This window comes from Myxococcus sp. AM009 (assembly GCF_013372605.1).
In the GTDB taxonomy this organism is placed as follows: domain Bacteria; phylum Myxococcota; class Myxococcia; order Myxococcales; family Myxococcaceae; genus Myxococcus; species Myxococcus vastator.
In genome coordinates this window covers 109,218-127,369 of record NZ_JABXEP010000001.1, presented here as the reverse complement: position 1 = coordinate 127,369, position 18,152 = coordinate 109,218, and the positions used below count along the sequence as shown (strand labels likewise).

Here is an 18,152-nt window from a genome sequence, read left to right as displayed (position 1 = left end):
GGCAGGGGCGCGAACTACACCGCGGCGGCGGCGAGCAGGCGGGAGACGTGCTCGGCCAGCGCGGGCAGCGGCTGGGGCTTGGAGAGCACCAGGTCCACGCCCAGCGCCTGCGCGCGGTCGGTGAGCTCCTGGGTGGCGAACGCCGTCAGCAGCACCACCCGCGTCTGGGGGGTGAAGCGGCGCACGAAGTCCGCCAGCATCAGCCCTTCTTCGGAGAGCGTTCCGCTCAAGCGCAGGTCGCTGATGACCAGGTCGTAGCGGCCCGTCGTCATCAGGTCCAGCGCTTCATCCAGCGCGCCCGCCGAGTCCACGCGGTAGCCGGCCCCGGAGAAGAACTGGCCCAACACCCAGCAGAGGGAAGACTCGTCGTCGACGATCAGGATGTTCTGGGCCACGGGGCGGGCCCTCAAGCAAGCTCAGGGCCAGGGACGGGCTTGTCTCGGTTCCATGTAAATTCCGATGCTTGCTCCCGCGCTCCGGCCCGCGACTGCGTGCTGTGTCCAGGCTACGGATCCGGTTTCTGGAATCCGGACCGGTTGATGCCCAGGCGCTTGAGCCGCTCGTAGAGGGAAGAGCGGGGGATGCCGAGCCGCGCGGCGGCGCGCTCAACGTGCCCGTGCTCGCGGCGGAGGATGCGCTCGATGTGGCGGCGCTCCAGCGCCTCGAGGGTGAGGTGGTCGTCGGCGTCGGAGGCGGCCTCGTTGGCGACGGCCTCGAAGCGCAAGTCCTGCCGGGACAGGGGCCCGCCGCCGGACAGCAGCACCGCGCGCTCCAGCACGTTGCGCAGCTCGCGGATGTTGCCAGGCCAGGCGTAGCGGGTGAGGGCCGTCTGGGCGTCGGGTTGCAGCCCCACGCCGCCCCGTCCCCGCGCCGCGCCCAGCTCCGCCAGGAAGTGGTGCGCCAGCTCGATGATGTCCTCGGGCCGCTCACGCAGCGGGGGGACCTGGAGGATGAGCGTGCTGACGCGGAAGTAGAGGTCGCTGCGGAACCGCTTGTCGCGGGCGGCCACGCCCAGGTCCTGGTGCGTGGCGGCGATGAGGCGCACCTCCACGCGGCGGTCCCTCACGTCGCCCAGCCGCCGGAAGCGCTTCTCCTCCAGCACCTTGAGGAGCTTGGGTTGGACGGCCGAGTCCATGTCGCCAATCTCGTCCAGGAACAGGGTGCCCCGGTCGGCGACCTCCAGCAGGCCCTGCTTGGCGGACACCGCGCCGGTGAAGGCGCCCTTCTCGTGGCCGAACAGCTCCGAGTCGAGCAGGTCCTTGGAGAGCGCCGCGCAGTTGAGGTCCACGAAGGGCGCGTCCTTGCGCGGGCCGCCTTCATGCAGCCAGCGCGCGAGCACGCTCTTTCCGCTGCCCGTCTCCCCGGTGATGAGCACCGGGCTGTCGCTTTCGATGATGCGCTCGGCCTGCGCCTGGAGCGCGCGGATGGCCGCGCTGCCACCCACGAAGGGGTCCACCGCCCCACGGGCGATGCGTGAATGCTCCGCCAGCAGCCGCTGCCGCTCGCGGCGCTGCGCCACCAGCCGGTCCAGCACCACCTTGAGGACGGCCAGCTCCACCGGCTTGGTGAGGAACTGCTCGGCGCCTTCCTTCACGGCCTGGACGGCCAGCTCGATGGAGCCATGGCCGGTGAGCACCACCAGGGGCACCGACGCGTCGATGTCCTTGAGGCGCGGCAGCAGCTCCAGCGCGGTGCCGTCCGTGAGCCGGTAGTCCACCAGGGCCACGTCCGGACGCGTGGCGCGGAACGCCTCCTGCGCCTCGGCGAGGCTGGTGGCCTCGTCCACGTCGAACCCATGGGCGGTGAGGAAGCCCCTCATGCCCAGGCGGATGCCGGGCTCGTCGTCCACGAGGAGGATACGGGTACGCGTCATGAAGCCAGGGAGTCTACGTGCTGGGTTGATACAGGCGAAGAAACAGCTGGAAGCAGCAGGGTGACCTCCGCGCCGCCCTCCGGGTGATTGCGCAAGCGGATGACACCCTGGTGCTCCTCCAGGATGCGCTGGACGATGGACAAGCCCAGCCCCGTGCCGCCGCGCCGCTTGCTGAAGAAGGGCTCGAAGACATGGGGCAGGTCCTCCGCGCGAAAGCCCGGCCCGCCGTCCCGCACAGTGCACCGCACCCAGGCCCGGCCCGCCTCTTCCACTTCCTCCGTCGCCACCCGCACCGCGCTGCCCGACGGGGAATGCTGCACCGCGTTCTCCACCACGTTGCGAAACACGTGAAACAAACGCCGGGCGTCCATGCGAACGCGGGGCAGCTCCGCCGCCAGCTCGCGATTCACCTCCACGCCGGCCCGCTCACTGGCCAGGGCGCACGCGGAGAGCGCATCCGCCACCACCGGGAGCACGGGGCCTTCCACCCATTCGCCGCGGGTGGGGCGGCCGTACTCGAAGAGCTCCTGCGTGAGGTGGTTGAGGCGCTTCACCTCGCCGCGCAGCACGTCGACGTAGGGCTTGAGCTCCGCGCGCGCGCCGAAGGTCGCCTCCACCGCGTCCACCACCGCGGAGATGGAGAAGAGGGGGTTGCGGACCTCGTGGGCCACGCCCGCGACGATGGCGCCCATGGCGGCCATCGTCTCACTGCGCCGCAGGCTGGCCTGGAGCTCCAGCAGGCGCGTCACCTCCGTGGCCACCAGGATGATGCGCGAGTCCTCGCCGCCCGCCTCCTCCACCCACGTTGCGGACACCTCCCACGTGCGGCGCGACACCGGGTCGCCCAGCTCGCGGGTGGCGCTGGCGTGGGTGCGGCGCAGCTCCTCCACCAACGGCAGCGCGTGGGACCAGGGTGGGGCGCTGGCGGCGGTGAACAACGGCTGGCCGGACGGGTCCATGCCTCCGAAGAGCGCGATGGCGGCGGCGTTGAGACGCTGGACGGTGCCATCCGCCCCCAGCACCATCAGCGGCGAGGCCACCGCGTCGAAGGTGCGGCGCCACTCCTGGGCGGAGCGGCGGAAGCTGTCATGCAGGCGCTGGCGCAGGTCATCGGCGAGCCGCCGGTCGGTGATGTCGGTGACGACGCAGCCGACATGCAGTTCCCCCTGCGCATCCAGCGCGGACGCGGCGGCGCGGCTGCGCACCCAGCGCACGCGGCCGTCGGCGCAGATGAGCCGGTGCTCCAGCTCCGCCTCGGCGCCGGGCGCCAGGCCCTCGATGCGGGCGCGGTAGCGGGCGCGGTCCTCGGGGTGGATCATCTCCGCCCACAGCGGCGGCGGTCCGCCATCCGGCGCGGGCTGGACGAACGCGGCGGCGGCATAGCCGGTGGTGCGCTCGATGACGGGCGTGCAGTAGAAGTCGCGCAGCCTCCCGCCGCGCAGCTTGCCGCCCCACAGGTAGTCCGGCAGCGAGCGCGTGAGCACGTCCAGCCGGCCCTCATGCTCCTGGAGGCTCTTCTCCGCGCGCATGCGCTCGGTGAGCTCGGACATCGCGGCGATGACACCCAGCACCTCGCCGTTCGCGCCGCGCACGCGCAGGTAGCTGCCGAACCAGAAGCGGCTCTCACCTGGCGCGGCGGGCGTCTCCACCTGGAGCAGGGTGTCCTGGATGGAGGCCCCGGTGCTGAGCGCCAGCTGGAGGCGCGGGGCGATGCGCTTGCCCAGGTCGGGCATCACCTCGGTGACGTGCCGGCCCAGGTGGCGCTCCGCGGGCAGGCCATGCATCGCCGCCAGGGCCGTGTTGACGTGGACGTAGCGCAGCTCGCGGTCGAAGAAGGCGAAGCCCACGGGCGTCACGTCCATGACGGCCTCGCGAAGCGCGCTGGCGTCGTCCGCGCTGCGCAGGGCGGCGTCCCGTGCGCGGTGCACGCGCTCCTGGGTTCGCAGGAGCATCAGCGCCAGGGTGCCGCTGACGAGCAGCCCCACCGCGGCGGTGAGGAGGACGCGGGCCGGGGTGCTCACCGCCCCGGAGTAGCGCCAGACCCCCTCGACGGCCGCGGAGAGCGTCGTGGCCACCAGGACGGCCAGCAGCAGCTGTCGACGGGAAGGGGACTCGTGCATGCGGTGGGCGCGGGAGCTTAACCGCAATCCTCGGCCGGACGGTGGCTTGTCTGGCATTGGCGTGCCGCCCTGGTGGCGTGGCGGGCGAGAGAACGGGTCCATGGATTTCCACAGCCGGAATTTCAGGGCCTGGGACTAGATTGGAGGTCGCCAACCTGGATGCCCTCACCGAGATGCCAAGCCCACCATGACCCTGGCAGTTCCCCTGCTCGTCGACGAAGTGCCGCGCACGTCTCTTCCCACCCCCCACCCCCACGCGCTCGTCGAGCCGGAAGCCTTCGCCCAGGACCTCCAGGCGCTCAAGCAGGAGCTGGAGTCCTCGCTCGGCGAGGAGGACCTGGCGCACGCGCGGAAGATTGAGCGCTGGGGCCGGGCCTGCTCCGTGCTGGGCTACGCGACGGCGTGGCTGATGCCCAATCCCGTGTCGGCGCTGCTCATCGCGCAAGGCAACACGGCGCGCTGGACGATGATGGCCCATCACGTCACGCACCGAGGCTACGACAAGGTGCCGGGCGTGCCGGCGCGCTACACGGGCAAGCGCTTCGCCACCGGGTGGCGCCGCTTTTGGGAGTGGCCGGACTGGATTCACCCCCAGGCGTGGCGGCACGAGCACAACGTGCTTCACCACGGGCACACGGGCGAGACGGCGGACCCGGACCTGGTGGAGATGAACACGGAGTGGCTGCGCCAATCGCGCATGCCCCTGCTGGCCAAGTACGCGCTGGTGGCGTTCTTCGCCTGCACGTGGAAGGTGACGTACTACGCGCCGAACACGTTCCTGGAGTGGCGGCGCTTCGAGCGCAAGCGCGCGGGGGGGCCGGACGAGGCGGGCACGCTGCCCCTCATCACCGCCTTCAACCCGTTCAACGCCGAGGGCCGCGCCTTCTGGTGGACGTGCCTGCTGCCCTACGCGGGCCTGCGCTTCGTGCTGCTGCCCGCGCTCTTCGCGCCGCTGGGCGCGTGGGCCGTCCTCAGCGTCTTCGCCAACAGCGTCTTCGCGGAGGTGCTCACCAACATCCAGAGCTTCGTGCTCATCGCGCCCAACCACGCCGGGGACGACCTCTACCGCTTCGAGGGCCGAGCGCGCAGCGGCGCGGAGTTCTCCGTGCGGCAGGTGGTGGGTTCGGTGAACTACGCCACCGGCAATGACGTGGTGGACTTCCTCCACGGCTGGCTGAACTACCAGATTGAGCACCACCTCTGGCCCAGCCTGCCCATGACGCGCTACCGGCAGGCGCAGCCCAGGGTGAAGGCGCTGTGTGAGAAGCACGGTGTGCCCTACGCGCAGGAGAGCGTCTTCCGCCGCGTGAAGCGGCTGGTGGACATCATGGTGGGGCGGACGTCCATGCGCGCGTGGGGGCCGGCTCCGCGCGGCTGAGGTCCGCTGGGGGGCGCCAGACTCAGGCGGAGGGCTGGGCCTCGCCGGAGGCCTGTTCCCGGGTCGCCTGGGCGAGCAGGGCACGCACCTCGTCGTCCTCCGTCTGCGCGAAGTCGCGGTACCAGAGGCCCACGGAATAGAAGGGCTCGGGCATGCGGACGCAGACGACCTCGTCCGCCACCTGGGCCAGGCTTTCGCAGGACTCGGCCGCGCCCACGGGCACGGCGACGATGATGGCCGCGGGCGCCAGGAGCCGCAGCGCCGCCACGGCCGCCCGCATCGTCGTGCCGGTGGCCAGCCCGTCGTCCACCAGGAGGACGGTTCGCCCCCGCACGTCGGGGAGCGGCCGGCCTTGCCGATAGTTCTCCTCACGCCGCTGGAGCTCCCCGGTCTCGCGGCGGGTCGCGGCCTCGAGCTGTTCGCGGCCGATGTTCAGCTCGTCCACGACTTCGCGGTTGAGCACGCGCACGCCCCCAGAGGCGATGGCGCCCATGGCCAGCTCCTCATGGCCGGGCGTGCCGAGTTTGCGGACCACGAAGATATCGAGCGGCAGCCCGAGCTTCCGCGCGACCTCGGCGCCCACGGGCACGCCGCCTCGTGGCAGGGCCAGCACCAGGGTGCCGGGTTGCCGCGCGTGGCGCCGCAGGTGGTCCGCGAGCACGCGGCCTCCCTCCTGGCGGTCCTGGAATTGGGGCTCTCGCATGCCGCCGCTCCTCGCCGCTCCCTGGAGTGGAACGGCCGCTCGTAAGGAGAAAGCTGGACACGCCAGTGGCCTCGTGGAACGGGGCGGGCGTTCGCGCTGGCACCAGGCGCTCGCCTGGGCTCTGGGCTTCACGCCGAGGGGCGCGCGGCGTGCTCGTCCGCCGCGCACCCGGTGGGGCTCACGCGATGATTGCCGGCTGTCCAGGCTGATTGGGCACCGGCGGGTCATGAATGCCGGGCGGCTTGATTTCGGGCGGCCGCGGCGGCTCGATTTCCGGCGGCTGCCGGGTGGGCGGCTCCTCCTTCGGCGGCGCCTGGGGCCCGGGAGGCTCACGCCCGGGCTGCTTGTCGGGGTCGGGGTCCTTCACGGGCGCGTCAGGTGTCGTCGGTACCTCGGGCATGCCGTCTTGCTCCTCTCGGGTTCACCAGCACGCAAGACAGTGGGCACGCTCGAGCCCGCGGGCACCGGCCCCGTTGAGCAGTCAACGTGAGGCCCTCCGGGCCCTGGATCGCCCGGTCGGCGGCCAGGCGGCCTTCACGGACGCGAGCAGGGCAGCCCCCTCCCGTCTGCTGCACCGCGCCATCACCGCCGTCACGTTCCGTGGAGCGAAGGACACGAGCCAGAAGGAGGCGAACGATGAGAGCTGCCCTATGGGGAATCGGTGGCGCGGGGCTGGGCCTGGGGCTGATGTACTGGACGGATCCACGCAGTGGCCGCTGGCGCAGGTCCCATCTGCAGGGGAAGGCCGTCCACGCGGCGCATGAGGCGGGCGGCGCGGTGGGCGTCGTCGCTCGGGACCTCTCGCAGCGCTCGCGCGGCGTCTATTTCGAATCGCTACGCAAGCTGCACCGGGCACCGGTGGAGGACCTCATCCTGGAGGAACGGGTGCGCTCGGCCCTGGGCCGGGTGTGCTCGCATCCCGGGCCGATTCGCGTGATGGCTCGGGACGGGATGGTCCGGCTGGAGGGCCCCATCCTCCGCGAGGAGCTCCGTCGCGTGCTGCTCCGCATCGGCAAGGTGCAGGGGGTGCATGGGGTGGACAACCAGCTTGTTCCGTATGCGGAGGGTTCGGCGCACCCGGCGCTTCAAGGAGGCAGCATGCGCTCGGGTGAGTCGAGGCTCTTCTTCCAGGAGCACTGGTCTCCTACCGAGCGGCTCTTCGGGGCGCTGGGCGGCCTGACGCTGACGGCCTGGGGGCTGGGACGCCGGGGCCTGTCGGGCACCCTGGCGGCCCTGGGCGGCGTGGTGCTGGGCACGCGGGCCTTCACGAACCTGGGGCTGCGGCGGCTCACGGGGCTGGGCGCGGGGCGGCGGGCCATCACCCTTCACAAGGACATCAACGTGGACGCGCCGGTGGAGGAGGTGTTCGCCTTCTGGAGGGAGATGCAGAACTTCCCCCGGTTCATGACGCACGTGGATGAAGTGATTCCGGGCATCGAGGGCCGCTCACACTGGAAGGTGCGCGGGCCCGCGGGGCTGCACTTCGAATGGGACGCCGTCGTCACGAAGTTCGTGCCCAACAAGGTGCTGGCCTGGAAGAGCGTGGAGGGCACGGCGGTGGAGAACCTGGGCGTCATCCACTTCGAGTCCACGCCGCGCGGCGGCACGCGGGTGGACATCCGGCTGTCCTACAACCCGCCGGCGGGGGCCATTGGCCATGCCTTCGCGAAGCTGCTGGGCGCGGACCCCAAGAAGCAGATGGATGACGATCTGCTGCGCTTCAAGTCGCTGCTGGAGCGGGGAAGGGCCACCGGGCACGAGACGGTGACGCGCGAGCAGGTCGCGCCGCGGCCCATGGTGACCCGGGGCACCCTCACGCACTGAGCGGAGCGGGGCTCTGCCCGCGTTGCCCGCACGGCCATGGCTCACGGGACGGCCCGTCTTCTCCCGTTCGCAAGCACCCAGCGGGCCTCCGGCGCGTCCTTGGAGAACTCCAGCTTCGCGCCGTGGCCCAGGTCGTAGACGCGCGGCCCCGTCTTCACCCGATTGAGTGAGAAGCCCACCTCCAGAAGTCCCCGCGGCTGGGCGGCCTCACGCACCTGCCAGCGCAGGCCTTCTCCTTGGAGGGCGAACACGTCTCCAGGCGAAGAGACCTGCTGGTAGCCCAGCGCGACCAGCTCGCGGATGAAGGTATGGGCGCGCCGTAGGGACAGCTCCAGGGAGATGCGCTCCACGTTGCGCAGCAAGCGCTCGGGCTTGAAGCGGGGCCCCAGCAGGGCCCGCCGGCTGACGTCATGAGCACTCCACGGCCGGTCGGGATACAGGGCCTGGAAGAACTCGGGGAGGTACTCGCTCACCCACAAGTCCAGCGACGTGTCGGGTGCGGAGGGCTCGCGGTAGAGGGCGTCGTACCAGGGGACCTCACCCCGGCCTTCGAACTTCCGCCGCGTGCGGGTCTGGTGCACCTTCTGCCCCAACGCGGTCCGCAGTGGCCCCGCCAGGCGTGACAACGTGCCTTCTTGCTCCACGCTCAGGCCCACGCCGACCTTGCCCACGGGCTCGCCAAAGGCGTTTCCGGGCCCCAGCAGCTCCAGGTACGTGTCCTGACCCCGCACATAGAGGACTTGGGCGCTGGCATCGGGCACCTTGAAGGCGGGCAGGCCGCCATCCACCTGGGCGAACCCGTCCGAAAGGAAGTCCAGTGCTCGCAGCGACGCGAAGGCCTCCGCGGGGAGGACGACGTAGAAGTGGTTGAGGACCACCGGGGGCGCACGCGGCGGGGCCACCGCGGGTTGCGCAGGCAGTGTGTTCGTCACCTGCCCCAGGGACACGAGCGGTTCACCCGGATTCACGGGCGGCGTCGTGACCACGTACAGGACCACGCCCGTGAAGGGGGCCACGGGAACCGCGAGCGTGCGTCCGAAGGCATCCTTGATTTCACCGAGCCGAGCGCCGGCCTCGACGCGTTGGCCCGGCCTCACGCCGGGCGTGAAGAGCCCATGCACCGGGCTCATCACTGACTCCGACCAGGTGACGAAGCGGGGCTTGCCCGGAGCGGCCGCGCCTCCGGCGACGACGCCGAGCTGCTTGAGGACGCGAAGCAGGCCCGCCTCCACCCGGTTGAGTTCTTCCGGGGATGCGCGTGCCTCGCCGCCCCATTCGACGCCGATTGCGGGGACGCCTCGCGCCGTGGCGGTCGCGGAGGTGTAGCGGGTGGGGCCAGCGAAGTCCGGCCAGAGCGGCTTCACCGTCGGCGCTCCAAAAGCCATCGCCATGGCGCGCGAGCGCTCTGTCACGCTCGGGTCAGGCGCATTGGCGATGAACGCGACATATGGCGAGAGCGCCTCGTTGCCATCACCACAGTGCACGTCCACCACCGAGTCGACCCGGTCGAACACCTCGTGGGTAAGCACATGCGCGATGCGCTCCGTGGGCGTGCCAGAGGCGTTGCCAGGAAAGACGCGGTTGAGGTTCTTCCAGTCGTCCGGGCCGTAATACACGGTGCGCCGCTGGAAGGACGGCACGTTGGCGATGTGGACGATGACCACCGTGCCACGCATCGTCTCGGGTTGGAGCTTCGCGGCGAGGCGCTGGAGCGTGAGGATGGGCACGTACTCCGCGCCGTGGATTCCCGCCATCAGCGCGACCACGGGTCCTGGCTTCGCGCCCCGTATCACCGTGACTGGCAACGGCGGCACGTCTTCATCGCCACCAGGGACGGGCAGGTAGCCGTGGGCACGCTGGCCAGGTGCCGCCACCGCGCTTCCCCAGGTCGCCGCCGTGCCGTCCGGAGCCACCTGCGCGGCCAACACCAGGTTCAAGAGCACCATCACCGCCAGCACGTCGACCTCCCGGGTCCAGGACTTTCCACGCCCTGTCGCATGCCAGGGATGCTGCCAGGGGAATGGTGTTTATGCAATCGAGTTGCGTTTGTTGTCGGGTCTTCGTTATGGAGATGACCCATGCTTGAAGCGAAGAAGCTGTCAAAACGCTATGGCCAGCACCTGGCCCTGGAAGGACTGGACCTGTCCATCGGGGCGGGCGAGGTGTTCTGCCTGCTGGGTGCGAACGGGGCGGGGAAGACCACCACGCTGAACCTCTTCCTGGGCTTCATCACCCCCACGCAAGGCGAGGCCCGCGTCGCGGGGTTGGAGGTCCAGCAACACGAAGCCCAGGTGCGCGGGCTGCTGGCGTACGTGCCCGAGTTGGTGATGCTCTACCCTCGGCTGACAGGCCGGGAGAACCTGGCCTACTTCAACACCCTGGCGAGCCGCCCGGCGCTGTCCACCCAGGAGTCCACCGGGTGGTTGGCGCGCGCGGGGCTGCAACCGGGGGCGATGGACGTCCCCGTTGGCCGCTATTCGAAGGGCATGCGGCAGAAGGTCGGCATCGCCATCGCGCTGGCGAAGGGCGCGCGGGCCTTGCTGCTGGATGAGCCCACGTCCGGTTTGGACCCGCTGGCGTCCAACGAGCTCTCCGAGCTGCTCCTTCGCCTGAGTGGTGAAGGCATGGCGGTGCTCATGGCGACCCATGACCTGTTCCGCGCGAAGGAGTCCGGCACGCGCGTGGGCATCATGAAGTCGGGCCGGCTGGTGGAGACGCGCGCCACGCGGGATTTGGGGCACGCGGAGCTGGAGCAGCTCTACCTGGCGCACATGCGTGGCTGAGGACCGACGAATGATTCGAGCCATCGCCCGAAAAGAGTGGATGGAGCTGTCGCGCGACGGACGCTTCCGTGTCGCGGGAGCCCTGGTGTTCTTGCTGGCCCTCGTGGGCATCGCGGTCGGCGCGCTCCATGTCCGGGACTCCCGTGCCGAGCGCGAAGCCGGTGCTCGCCTGACGCGCCAGCATTGGCTGGAGCAGGGAGAGAAGAACCCGCACTCGGCCGCGCACTACGGTGTCTGGGCGTTCAAGCCCGAGTCCGTCCTGGCCGCGTTCGACCGCGGCGTGGAGCCGTACCTGGGCGTCGCCGTCTACCTGGAGGCGCACAAGCGGAACGCCACCCAGTACCGACCCGCGGCGGACTCCACGGCGGCGGCGCGCTTTGGAGAGCTGACGGGGGCAGGGGTCCTCCAGCTCCTGGTGCCGCTGCTCATCATCCTGCTGACCTACTCCGCGTTCACCGCCGAGCGGGAGCAGGGGACGCTGCGCTTGCTGCTGAGCTCTGGCGTGCGTCGTCATCAGCTCGTGTTGGGCAAGGCCCTGGGCGTAGGGCTGGCGCTCGCGGCGCTGCTGGTGCCCCTCTTCGTCGTGGCCGTGGTGTTGGTGGTGGGCCTGGGGAGCGGCGCGGGCGTCTCGTCGGGCGAGCTGCTGGGACGCCTGTCGGGGCTGGCGCTGGGGTATGCGCTGTACCTGGCGGGCTTCGTGTTCCTGGGGCTGGCGGTCAGCGCGTGGGCGCGGACCTCCCGGGGCGCGTTGGTGGTGCTGCTGGGCGTGTGGATGGTCAACGCGCTGCTGGTGCCCCGGCTCGCGGTGGAGGCGGCCCGGGCGTGGGCGCCGGTGCCCACGGCGCAGGACTTCGCGCGGCGGTTGGCGGAGGACTACGAGAAGGGCCTGAGCGGTCATGACCCGGCGGACCAGCGACAGGCGGCGCTCGAGCGTGAGACGCTGGCGCGCTACGGCGCGGCGTCCCTGGAGGCGCTCCCAGTCAACTTCCGGGGCATCGCGCTCCAAGCGGGAGAGGAGTACAGCAACCGCGTGGGCGCGCAGCGCTTCGGCGAGCTGGAGGCGCGCTACGGCGAACAGGAGCGACTGCACCGCTTCTTCGCGCCGCTGTCTCCCATGTTGGCGCTGCGGCACCTGTCGGCCTCGCTCGCGCGAACGGACCTGTCCGCGCACCTGCGCTTCACGAGGCAGGCGGAGCAGTACCGGCAGGGGCTGGTGAAGCAGATGAATGACACCATCACGCTCCGCTCGAAATACGGCGACGCGGACTACAAGGCGGACGCGTCGCTGTGGCGTGAGGTGCCGGAGCTGAGCCTGGACGAGGAGCGGCTCCCGGATGCGCTGGGCGCGCAGGTGCCGGGGCTTCTCCTGCTGGGATTCTGGCTGGCGTGGACCACCTTCTTCGCGTTGCGCGCGTGCGCACGCCTGAGCGCCGTTTGAGGCACGAGGAGACCCTGAAGATGTCCTTGCTTCGACACGAGTGGTTCCTGCTCCGGAAGGACCGGATGCTCGCCTTCTCCGCCGCGCTCCTGCTCGGCTTGATGGCGTTGGGCCTCTACAACGGCTGGCGCTTCACCCGGGACTTGCGGACCTACCAGCAGCGCCTCGTCGCACAGGAGACGGAGCGGCGTTCCCGTCTGGCGGAGGCGGCGGAGGCCTTGCGCCAGGGACGTGGGCCGGCGCTGCCGCCCTGGAAGAGCCCCGCCATGCCGGTGCCGGTAGGCAACACGCTCGTCCAGCCCGAAGCCCTGCTGCCTCCGGGGCCGCTGGGGGCCTTCACCGTGGGGCAGATGGACCTGTTGCCGTCCGCCTACCAGGTGTCGCTCCAGGGGCGCCTCACGGACTTCGCGCGTGACACGCTGGAGCACCCGGTGCACCTGGCGACTGGAACGTTGGACCTGTCGTTCGTGCTGCTCTACCTGCTGCCCTTGTTCGCGCTCGCGTTCTCCTTCGACCTGGTGTCGCGTGAGCGAGAGGACGGAACGCTTCGGCTGGTGCTCGTGCAGGCCACGGGCCTTCGCGGCTGGGCGCTGCGAAGGCTCGCGGTGCGCGCGGGTGTCCTGCTGGGCCTGTGCGTGCTGGCGGGCGTCGTCGGCTACGCGCTGACGGGCGGGGCAGGGGGCGTGGGTCGGCTGGCGGGCTGGCTGACGCTGGTGGTCGGCTACGGCGCCTTCTGGTTCGCGCTGGCGCTGGCCGTGAATGCGCGGGCCCTGAGCTCCGCCACCAACGCGCTGGTGCTCGTGGGGGCGTGGCTGGTGCTGGTGGTCGTGGTGCCCGCGGTGGCGCAGCTGGGCGTCAGTGGACTGTACCCGGTGCCGTCCCGCGTGGCGCTGGTGGGGGCCACGCGCGAGGCGTCCCTGGAGGCGCAGAAGCGCGGCAGTGAGGTGCTGTCCGCCTACTTCGAGGACCATCCGGAGCTGGCGCCCAAGGGGGCCAGGGCGGAGGGGTACTGGCCCACGGCGCTGGCCGTGCAGGACGAGGCGGCTCGGGCGACCGCGCCCGTGGTGGCGGCCTTTCAGTCACAGCTGGAGCGGCAGCAGAATGCGCTGGGTGTGCTGCGCTTCCTGTCTCCCGCGCTGGCTTTCCAGCAGGCGCTCCAGGACGTGGCGGGCACGGGGGGCTCACGGCACGAGCACTTCTTGCGGCAGGTCGACCACTTCCACACCAGGTGGCGTGAGGCACTGCTTCCTCGCGTCTTCTCGGGCGCCACCTTGGGGGCCGCGGAGCATGCGCGGCTGCCGCGATTCGCATATGTCGAGCAGCCTGGCACCGACGTCGTAGCCCAGGTGGCGCTGGGGTTGCTCGCGCTCGTGCTGCCGACGCTGCTGACGTTGGGGCTGGGCCTGGCCTGGTTGGGACGGCCCCGCATCGCTTGAGCGTGTGGCGGGCGTCGTCAGGAGGTCAGCGCGGTTCGCGGCCCGCGAGGAGGGACTCCTCGCGGGCCGTTGCCGTGTGTGGGCGCTCTTCACGCCTCTTCGCTGCGGAACGTCCGCGCGCTGACCCGCCGCGCACGGGCACGTGTGTCGCGGGATTGTCGACCAACTCGGCTCCGGAATTCACCGGGGCCACCTTCTCCCTGGAATGACCGTGATGCGCTCCTCCTCTTCCTCCGTCCCTGATGCGGCCTGCGACTGCGCTCATCACCGAGGGCAAGCCGCTACCGACCCGACCGAGCCCGTGAAGGTGCCGGGAGGCCGCTGGTCGATGCTGGTGCCGTTGCTGGCGTGTGCGCTGTGCCCCACCTGCCTGGCGGCCTACGCGCAGGTGCTGTCGTTCCTCGGCGTGGGGCTGTCGCTGACGGAGTCCGCGCACCAGGTGATGCTCGTCGTGGCCGTCACCGTGTCATTGGCCGTGAGTGGCTGGCGGTCGCGGCGGCTGCGGCGGGTGGGCCCGCTGCTGGTGACTGCCGCGGGGTGCTCGCTCCTGGTGCTGGGGCATGCACTGGAAGAGGACCCGGTGCTGACTTGGAGCGGGGTGGTGGTGTTGCTCGCGGGGGGCCTGTGGGAGCGCCGTGTCTGGCGCCAGCTCTTCACCCGCGGTTCCGCTTCCGAACGCCCCGCCGTCCAGCCCTGAGCGGGCGGGACGGCGGGGCTCCGGAACGGCACTCAGAGCGTCTGGAGGAACGCGAGCAGGGCGTCTCGCTCCGGCGCCGAGAGGGCTTCGTAGGCGCGCCGTGAGGACTCCGCCTCGCCGCCATGCAGGGTGATGGCGCTGGCCACGGTGCTGGCGGCGCCGTCGTGGAGGTAGGGCGCCGTCTGGGCAAGGCCCCACAGCGGCGGGGTGCGCAGCTCGTTCACCTTGGCCTCCCCGTCCTCCACGCCCCGGCGTCCGTCGCGCATCACGTCATGCAGGAGCAGGTCGCTGAAGAGGCGGACGTCGCGGCCATCCGTCGTCGGGAAGGCGGGGACATGACACTTCGCGCAGCCCACGTCATGGAACAGCGCGAGGCCCGCGTCGTCCAGGTCCGGTCGGGCACTGGTGCGAGGCGGAGGCGCCAGCGAGGCCAGATAGAAGGTGAGGGTTTCAATGGTGGGCAGCCCCACCTCCGGGTCCGCGACGTCGTCGTCATCCCGCGCGGTGCCGAAGGTGCGCCCTGGCTCGTCGACCAGCGTCAGTCCCAGCTCGTTGCTGAGCGCGTCGCGAACGAACTCGTGCACGGTGGGCACATTGGCCTTCCAGCCGAAGCGCCCCAGCCGGCCGTCGGCCAGGCGATGGGCCCGGCCGCGAATCCCGTCGCCGTCGACGTCATCGGGGTCTTCGTTGGCGAGGATGCGCGCCGCGGGGATGAGCTCGATGAGCCCCAGGCCCAGCACAGAGGGCGTCTGACGTCGCTCGAAGAAGTTGCTGCGCGGGTCCAACGGCGGCCGAGCGTCCACCGCGCCGTGCCGGTGCGCCATGGTGCCGGCCATGGGGTAGACGAAGGTGCCGTCCACGAAGATGCCCTGGCGCGTGACATCCAGGTCCAGGCCTCCCGCGCCCCCCGGCACCGGGTCGAAGTGACAGGCACGGCATGAGTCGCCATTGAAGTGGGGGCCCACGCCTTCGCGGAGGCCGAAGTCCCGGTCGAACAGGTGCTGGCCCTGGCGGAAGCGCTCCTGGTCCCGCGCGTTGAGCGCGGCCGCGGGCCCCCCCCAGTCGCCGGTGGGAGGCACCGGCGCGTCTTGCGGCAACATGCCATCGCTGCGTTGTTCACGCCCGCCCAGGGACTCCAGGAAGTGGATGACGCGCGCCTGCTCCGCGTGGCTCAGGGCGACGTAGGCGTCCCGCGAGCGTTGGCCTTCACCCCCGTGGAGACGGATGGCCTCGTCCAGGTCATCCGCGCGGCCGTCGTGCAGGTAGGGGCCCGCGGCGGCGATGCCCCACAGCGGCTGGGTCCGGAACTCCGAGCCACCCGCCAGCTTCATCACGATGCCGTCGTCCAGCGCCGGCCCCATGTCGTGCAGGAGCAGGTCACTGTAGAGCGGGATGAGCCCACGAGGTCCCTCCAACGCGGGCACGTGGCAGGCATCGCAGCGAAGCTGGGTAAAGAGCTGCTGCCCGGCCACCGACGCTGGCGTGGGCGCGTCCGGCCGAGGCGCCGCCGTGAGCATGGAGAAGGACACCAGGTCGAACAGCTCCTGCTCGCTCATCTCCGGATCTGTCACCCCGTCATCATCCACGGTGGGCTCGTCGGGGGCCGCCGCCTGGGCCTGGCGCACCGTGCGCAGGCCGTCCGCGCGCCGACTGGCGCCAGGCAGTCCATCCAGCGCGCTGGGCACCGGAAGGCGTGCCTTGGCTTCCTCCGACAGGGGGTTGGAGGTGAGGCCCATGTGGTTGAAGACAGGGCCACGGATGAAGCCCTCGATGGACACCGTCTGCGACTTCCGGCCGAAGCGCCCGACGAAGCCGCGGTCGTAGTTGGGCCGGCCGCTGATGCCGTCGCCGTCCGAGTCGTCAGGGTCCGCGTTGCGCAGGATGACCTCGTCGGGAATCTCCGCCAGCAGGCCCACGCCAAAGAAGGGGATGGGGTTGCGGGTGGCCAGGGTGTTGGTGGCGTCGTCTGTGGGACGGCGCACGCCCTCCAGCGTGAAGTGTGGCTGCACGCCATTGACGCCGGTGGGGACGAAGGAGCCATCCGGCAGTGTCTGGCCCACCAACAAGAAGTTGCGGTACCGGCCAGCGCCGCCACCGACCACGGGCTTCTCGTGGCAGTTCACGCAGCTCGCCACGTTGAAGGAGGGGCCCAGGCCTTCCTCCGGCGTGAAGCGGCGCAGCATCACCTGGCGTCCCCGCTCGAAGCTCTCCCGTTGCTCCGGCGTCGCGAAGGGAATCACGTCCCCCAGGGCGCCGAAGATGTCTGGGGCAATCCGGGGTTCTTGGGGCACGGGTGTCTCCGAGGCCGTGGGCGAGCACCCCACGAGTCCCAGTGCGCAACCCAGCCCACGCATCCAGCGTGTCATCTTTGTCATCGTCGTTGTCTCGGGTGATTACTCGTTGGGACCCAGCGGCCGGGTCCAGGCAAGGCCCTGGTACGCATCCGCCAACGCGCCCAGATTGCCGCCCACGGCGGTCAGGTTTCCGGACGCGTCGCCGAACACACTGTGGAAGGTGAGCCGCGTGGTGGCGGGCACGGGGTGGGCGGTGAGCGTGTCCACGTCCAGCACCGCCAGCGTCCCTTCGATGCCCACCACGTGCGCCACGGAGGGCGTGCGCATCCACACCCCATTGAGGCCGGGCAGCGGTGCCAGCTCGCGGGAGGTCCAGGCCTGGCCATCCCATCGGGCCACGACGCCGTTGCTGCGTCCGCCCACGACGATGACTCGCTCCCGCCCGGCGCCCCAGACGGAGATGAGGTCGTCGCTGATGCCCACGAAGTGCTCGGTCCAGGCCGTGCCGTCCCAGTGCAGGACGGCGCCCTTCTGGCCCACGACCCAGACGTCATCGTGCGCGCTGCCCCAGACCTTGTAGAAGGCGTCCACGCGGTCACGCTGGAGCGGCGGCACCTGCACCCCCGTCCACTCGCGACCGTCGAAGTGGAGCAGGGTGGCGTCGCCCGCCTGGCGGCCGCGACCGCCGACCGCCCAGAGGTCATCCGGCGCGGCGCCCCAGATGCCCCAGAGGTCCTGGTCCGTGGGCACCGGCACGCGCCGCCACTGCACGCCATCACCGTGCAGCACCGTGCCTTCATTGCCCACCACCCAGACGTCGTCCGGGCCGAAGCCGTGGCTCCAGTTGAGCAGCGGTACCGCTTCGGTGAATGACACCAGTGCCCAGCCGTCGGCGCGCCGCTGGTACATGGCTCCCTGGTCGAAGCGCCCCCCCACGGCGAGCAGCGGGCCGCCGGGGGGCGCGGAGACGTTCATCAGCCAGCCCGCGTCCGTCGCGTCGAACGCGGGTGTCCAGCCCGCGGGCGCGTCCGGTTCCGGAGTGGGCGCGGGCTCGCCACAGCCGGTGGCGAGCGCCCACCACAAGGCGGCCCCCATGAGGCCAGACAGGCGCTTCACGGGCATGCGTCTGGCCCCCACTGAACGACGCCCTCCCGGGAGGCGGTCGCGGACTGGCCGCCCGCGTCCTCCAGCCGCGCCTCCAGGGTGACGCGCTCCCCCAGCGCCTCGGAGGGCTCCGGGACGACGAGCAGCAGGCCGGAGAGCATCGCGGGGCGCTGCTCCGTCGCGGGCTCGAACGGCAGGCGCAACTGGTAGGGCAGCGACACCCGCTGGCCATCCGACTGACGCGTGAGCGACAGCGACACCGTGGCGGTGAGGGGCTCCAGGCTCCAGGCCTGGAGCGACACGAAGACGTGCTGGCTGCCCTGACACCCGCGCTGCAGCCGCAGCGTGTCACCGGGCTGCACGGGAGCGTATTGGCCCGGCCGCCCGACGCCAACGGCCACGCGCGGAGTCCTCTCCGCAGGGGGCTCCTCGGCGGGGCCGCTCTCTCCGCCGCAGCCCGCGAGCCACGCCGCCGTGGTGACGCACAAGAGGCGCGGCATCC

The 18,152-nt window shown here is 71.1% G+C and carries 15 protein-coding genes; 6 read left to right on the top strand and 9 right to left on the bottom strand.

The features are described 5' to 3' along the window. Window positions 1-14: 14 nt before the first annotated feature. The 3 genes from HV824_RS00535 to HV824_RS00525 all read right to left on the bottom strand — a co-directional run bounded on the left by HV824_RS00535 (window position 15) and on the right by HV824_RS00525 (window position 3,993). Window positions 15-395, bottom strand: a complete 381-nt coding sequence (locus tag HV824_RS00535; RefSeq protein WP_368670805.1) for a response regulator — start codon at window positions 393-395, stop codon at window positions 15-17. A gap of 110 nt (window positions 396-505) precedes the next feature. Beyond that, window positions 506-1,873, bottom strand: coding sequence for a sigma-54 dependent transcriptional regulator (locus tag HV824_RS00530; protein WP_176415044.1), 1,368 nt, complete (start codon window positions 1,871-1,873; stop codon window positions 506-508). Then, window positions 1,870-3,993 (bottom strand): PAS domain-containing protein, encoded by a 2,124-nt coding sequence (locus tag HV824_RS00525; RefSeq protein ID WP_176422414.1) that lies wholly within the window; start codon window positions 3,991-3,993, stop codon window positions 1,870-1,872. The genes HV824_RS00530 and HV824_RS00525 overlap by 4 nt, the downstream gene beginning before the upstream one ends. A gap of 187 nt (window positions 3,994-4,180) precedes the next feature. Here HV824_RS00525 and HV824_RS00520 point away from each other — a divergent pair, with 187 nt between their 5' ends. Next, window positions 4,181-5,371: a fatty acid desaturase gene (locus HV824_RS00520; RefSeq protein WP_176415042.1), complete on the top strand. Its 1,191-nt coding sequence runs from the start codon at window positions 4,181-4,183 to the stop codon at window positions 5,369-5,371. Between the two features lie 22 nt (window positions 5,372-5,393). Here HV824_RS00520 and HV824_RS00515 read toward each other — a convergent pair whose 3' ends face one another. Both HV824_RS00515 and HV824_RS00510 read right to left on the bottom strand, forming a co-directional pair. After that, entirely contained in the window at window positions 5,394-6,074 is a 681-nt protein-coding gene (locus HV824_RS00515; RefSeq protein ID WP_176415041.1) for a phosphoribosyltransferase, read from the bottom strand. 178 nt (window positions 6,075-6,252) lie between these two features. Next, on the bottom strand, window positions 6,253-6,474 hold the full coding sequence (locus HV824_RS00510) for a hypothetical protein (protein WP_176415040.1): 222 nt from the start codon (window positions 6,472-6,474) through the stop codon (window positions 6,253-6,255). A 236-nt stretch (window positions 6,475-6,710) separates the two neighbouring features. On the opposite strand from HV824_RS00510, the gene HV824_RS00505 reads away from it, so the two are divergent. Beyond that, on the top strand, window positions 6,711-7,898 hold the full coding sequence (locus tag HV824_RS00505) for an SRPBCC family protein (protein WP_217916977.1): 1,188 nt from the start codon (window positions 6,711-6,713) through the stop codon (window positions 7,896-7,898). 41 nt (window positions 7,899-7,939) lie between these two features. Here HV824_RS00505 and HV824_RS00500 read toward each other — a convergent pair whose 3' ends face one another. Beyond that, window positions 7,940-9,856, bottom strand: a complete 1,917-nt coding sequence (locus HV824_RS00500) for a DUF5829 family protein (protein ID WP_176422413.1) — start codon at window positions 9,854-9,856, stop codon at window positions 7,940-7,942. 120 nt (window positions 9,857-9,976) lie between these two features. On the opposite strand from HV824_RS00500, the gene HV824_RS00495 reads away from it, so the two are divergent. The 4 genes from HV824_RS00495 (at window position 9,977) to HV824_RS00480 (ending at window position 14,252) form a co-directional block, all read left to right on the top strand. Further along, a complete protein-coding gene (locus HV824_RS00495; protein ID WP_176415037.1) occupies window positions 9,977-10,681 on the top strand; it encodes an ABC transporter ATP-binding protein in 705 nt (234 codons plus the stop codon). Between the two features lie 10 nt (window positions 10,682-10,691). After that, complete coding sequence (locus HV824_RS00490) at window positions 10,692-12,119, top strand: DUF3526 domain-containing protein (protein ID WP_176415036.1); 1,428 nt, start codon at window positions 10,692-10,694, stop codon at window positions 12,117-12,119. Between the two features lie 20 nt (window positions 12,120-12,139). Then, a complete protein-coding gene (locus tag HV824_RS00485) occupies window positions 12,140-13,555 on the top strand; it encodes a DUF3526 domain-containing protein (protein ID WP_176415035.1) in 1,416 nt (471 codons plus the stop codon). A gap of 214 nt (window positions 13,556-13,769) precedes the next feature. Continuing rightward, complete coding sequence (locus tag HV824_RS00480) at window positions 13,770-14,252, top strand: MerC domain-containing protein (RefSeq protein WP_176415034.1); 483 nt, start codon at window positions 13,770-13,772, stop codon at window positions 14,250-14,252. A 32-nt stretch (window positions 14,253-14,284) separates the two neighbouring features. Here HV824_RS00480 and HV824_RS00475 read toward each other — a convergent pair whose 3' ends face one another. From HV824_RS00475 to HV824_RS00465, 3 genes are all read right to left on the bottom strand, one after another. Beyond that, window positions 14,285-16,543: a di-heme oxidoredictase family protein gene (locus HV824_RS00475; RefSeq protein WP_368738000.1), complete on the bottom strand. Its 2,259-nt coding sequence runs from the start codon at window positions 16,541-16,543 to the stop codon at window positions 14,285-14,287. A gap of 102 nt (window positions 16,544-16,645) precedes the next feature. Further along, window positions 16,646-17,668: a hypothetical protein gene (locus HV824_RS00470; RefSeq protein WP_176422411.1), complete on the bottom strand. Its 1,023-nt coding sequence runs from the start codon at window positions 17,666-17,668 to the stop codon at window positions 16,646-16,648. Next, on the bottom strand, window positions 17,659-18,150 hold the full coding sequence (locus HV824_RS00465) for a hypothetical protein (protein ID WP_176422410.1): 492 nt from the start codon (window positions 18,148-18,150) through the stop codon (window positions 17,659-17,661). The genes HV824_RS00470 and HV824_RS00465 overlap by 10 nt, the downstream gene beginning before the upstream one ends. Window positions 18,151-18,152: the final 2 nt, after the last annotated feature.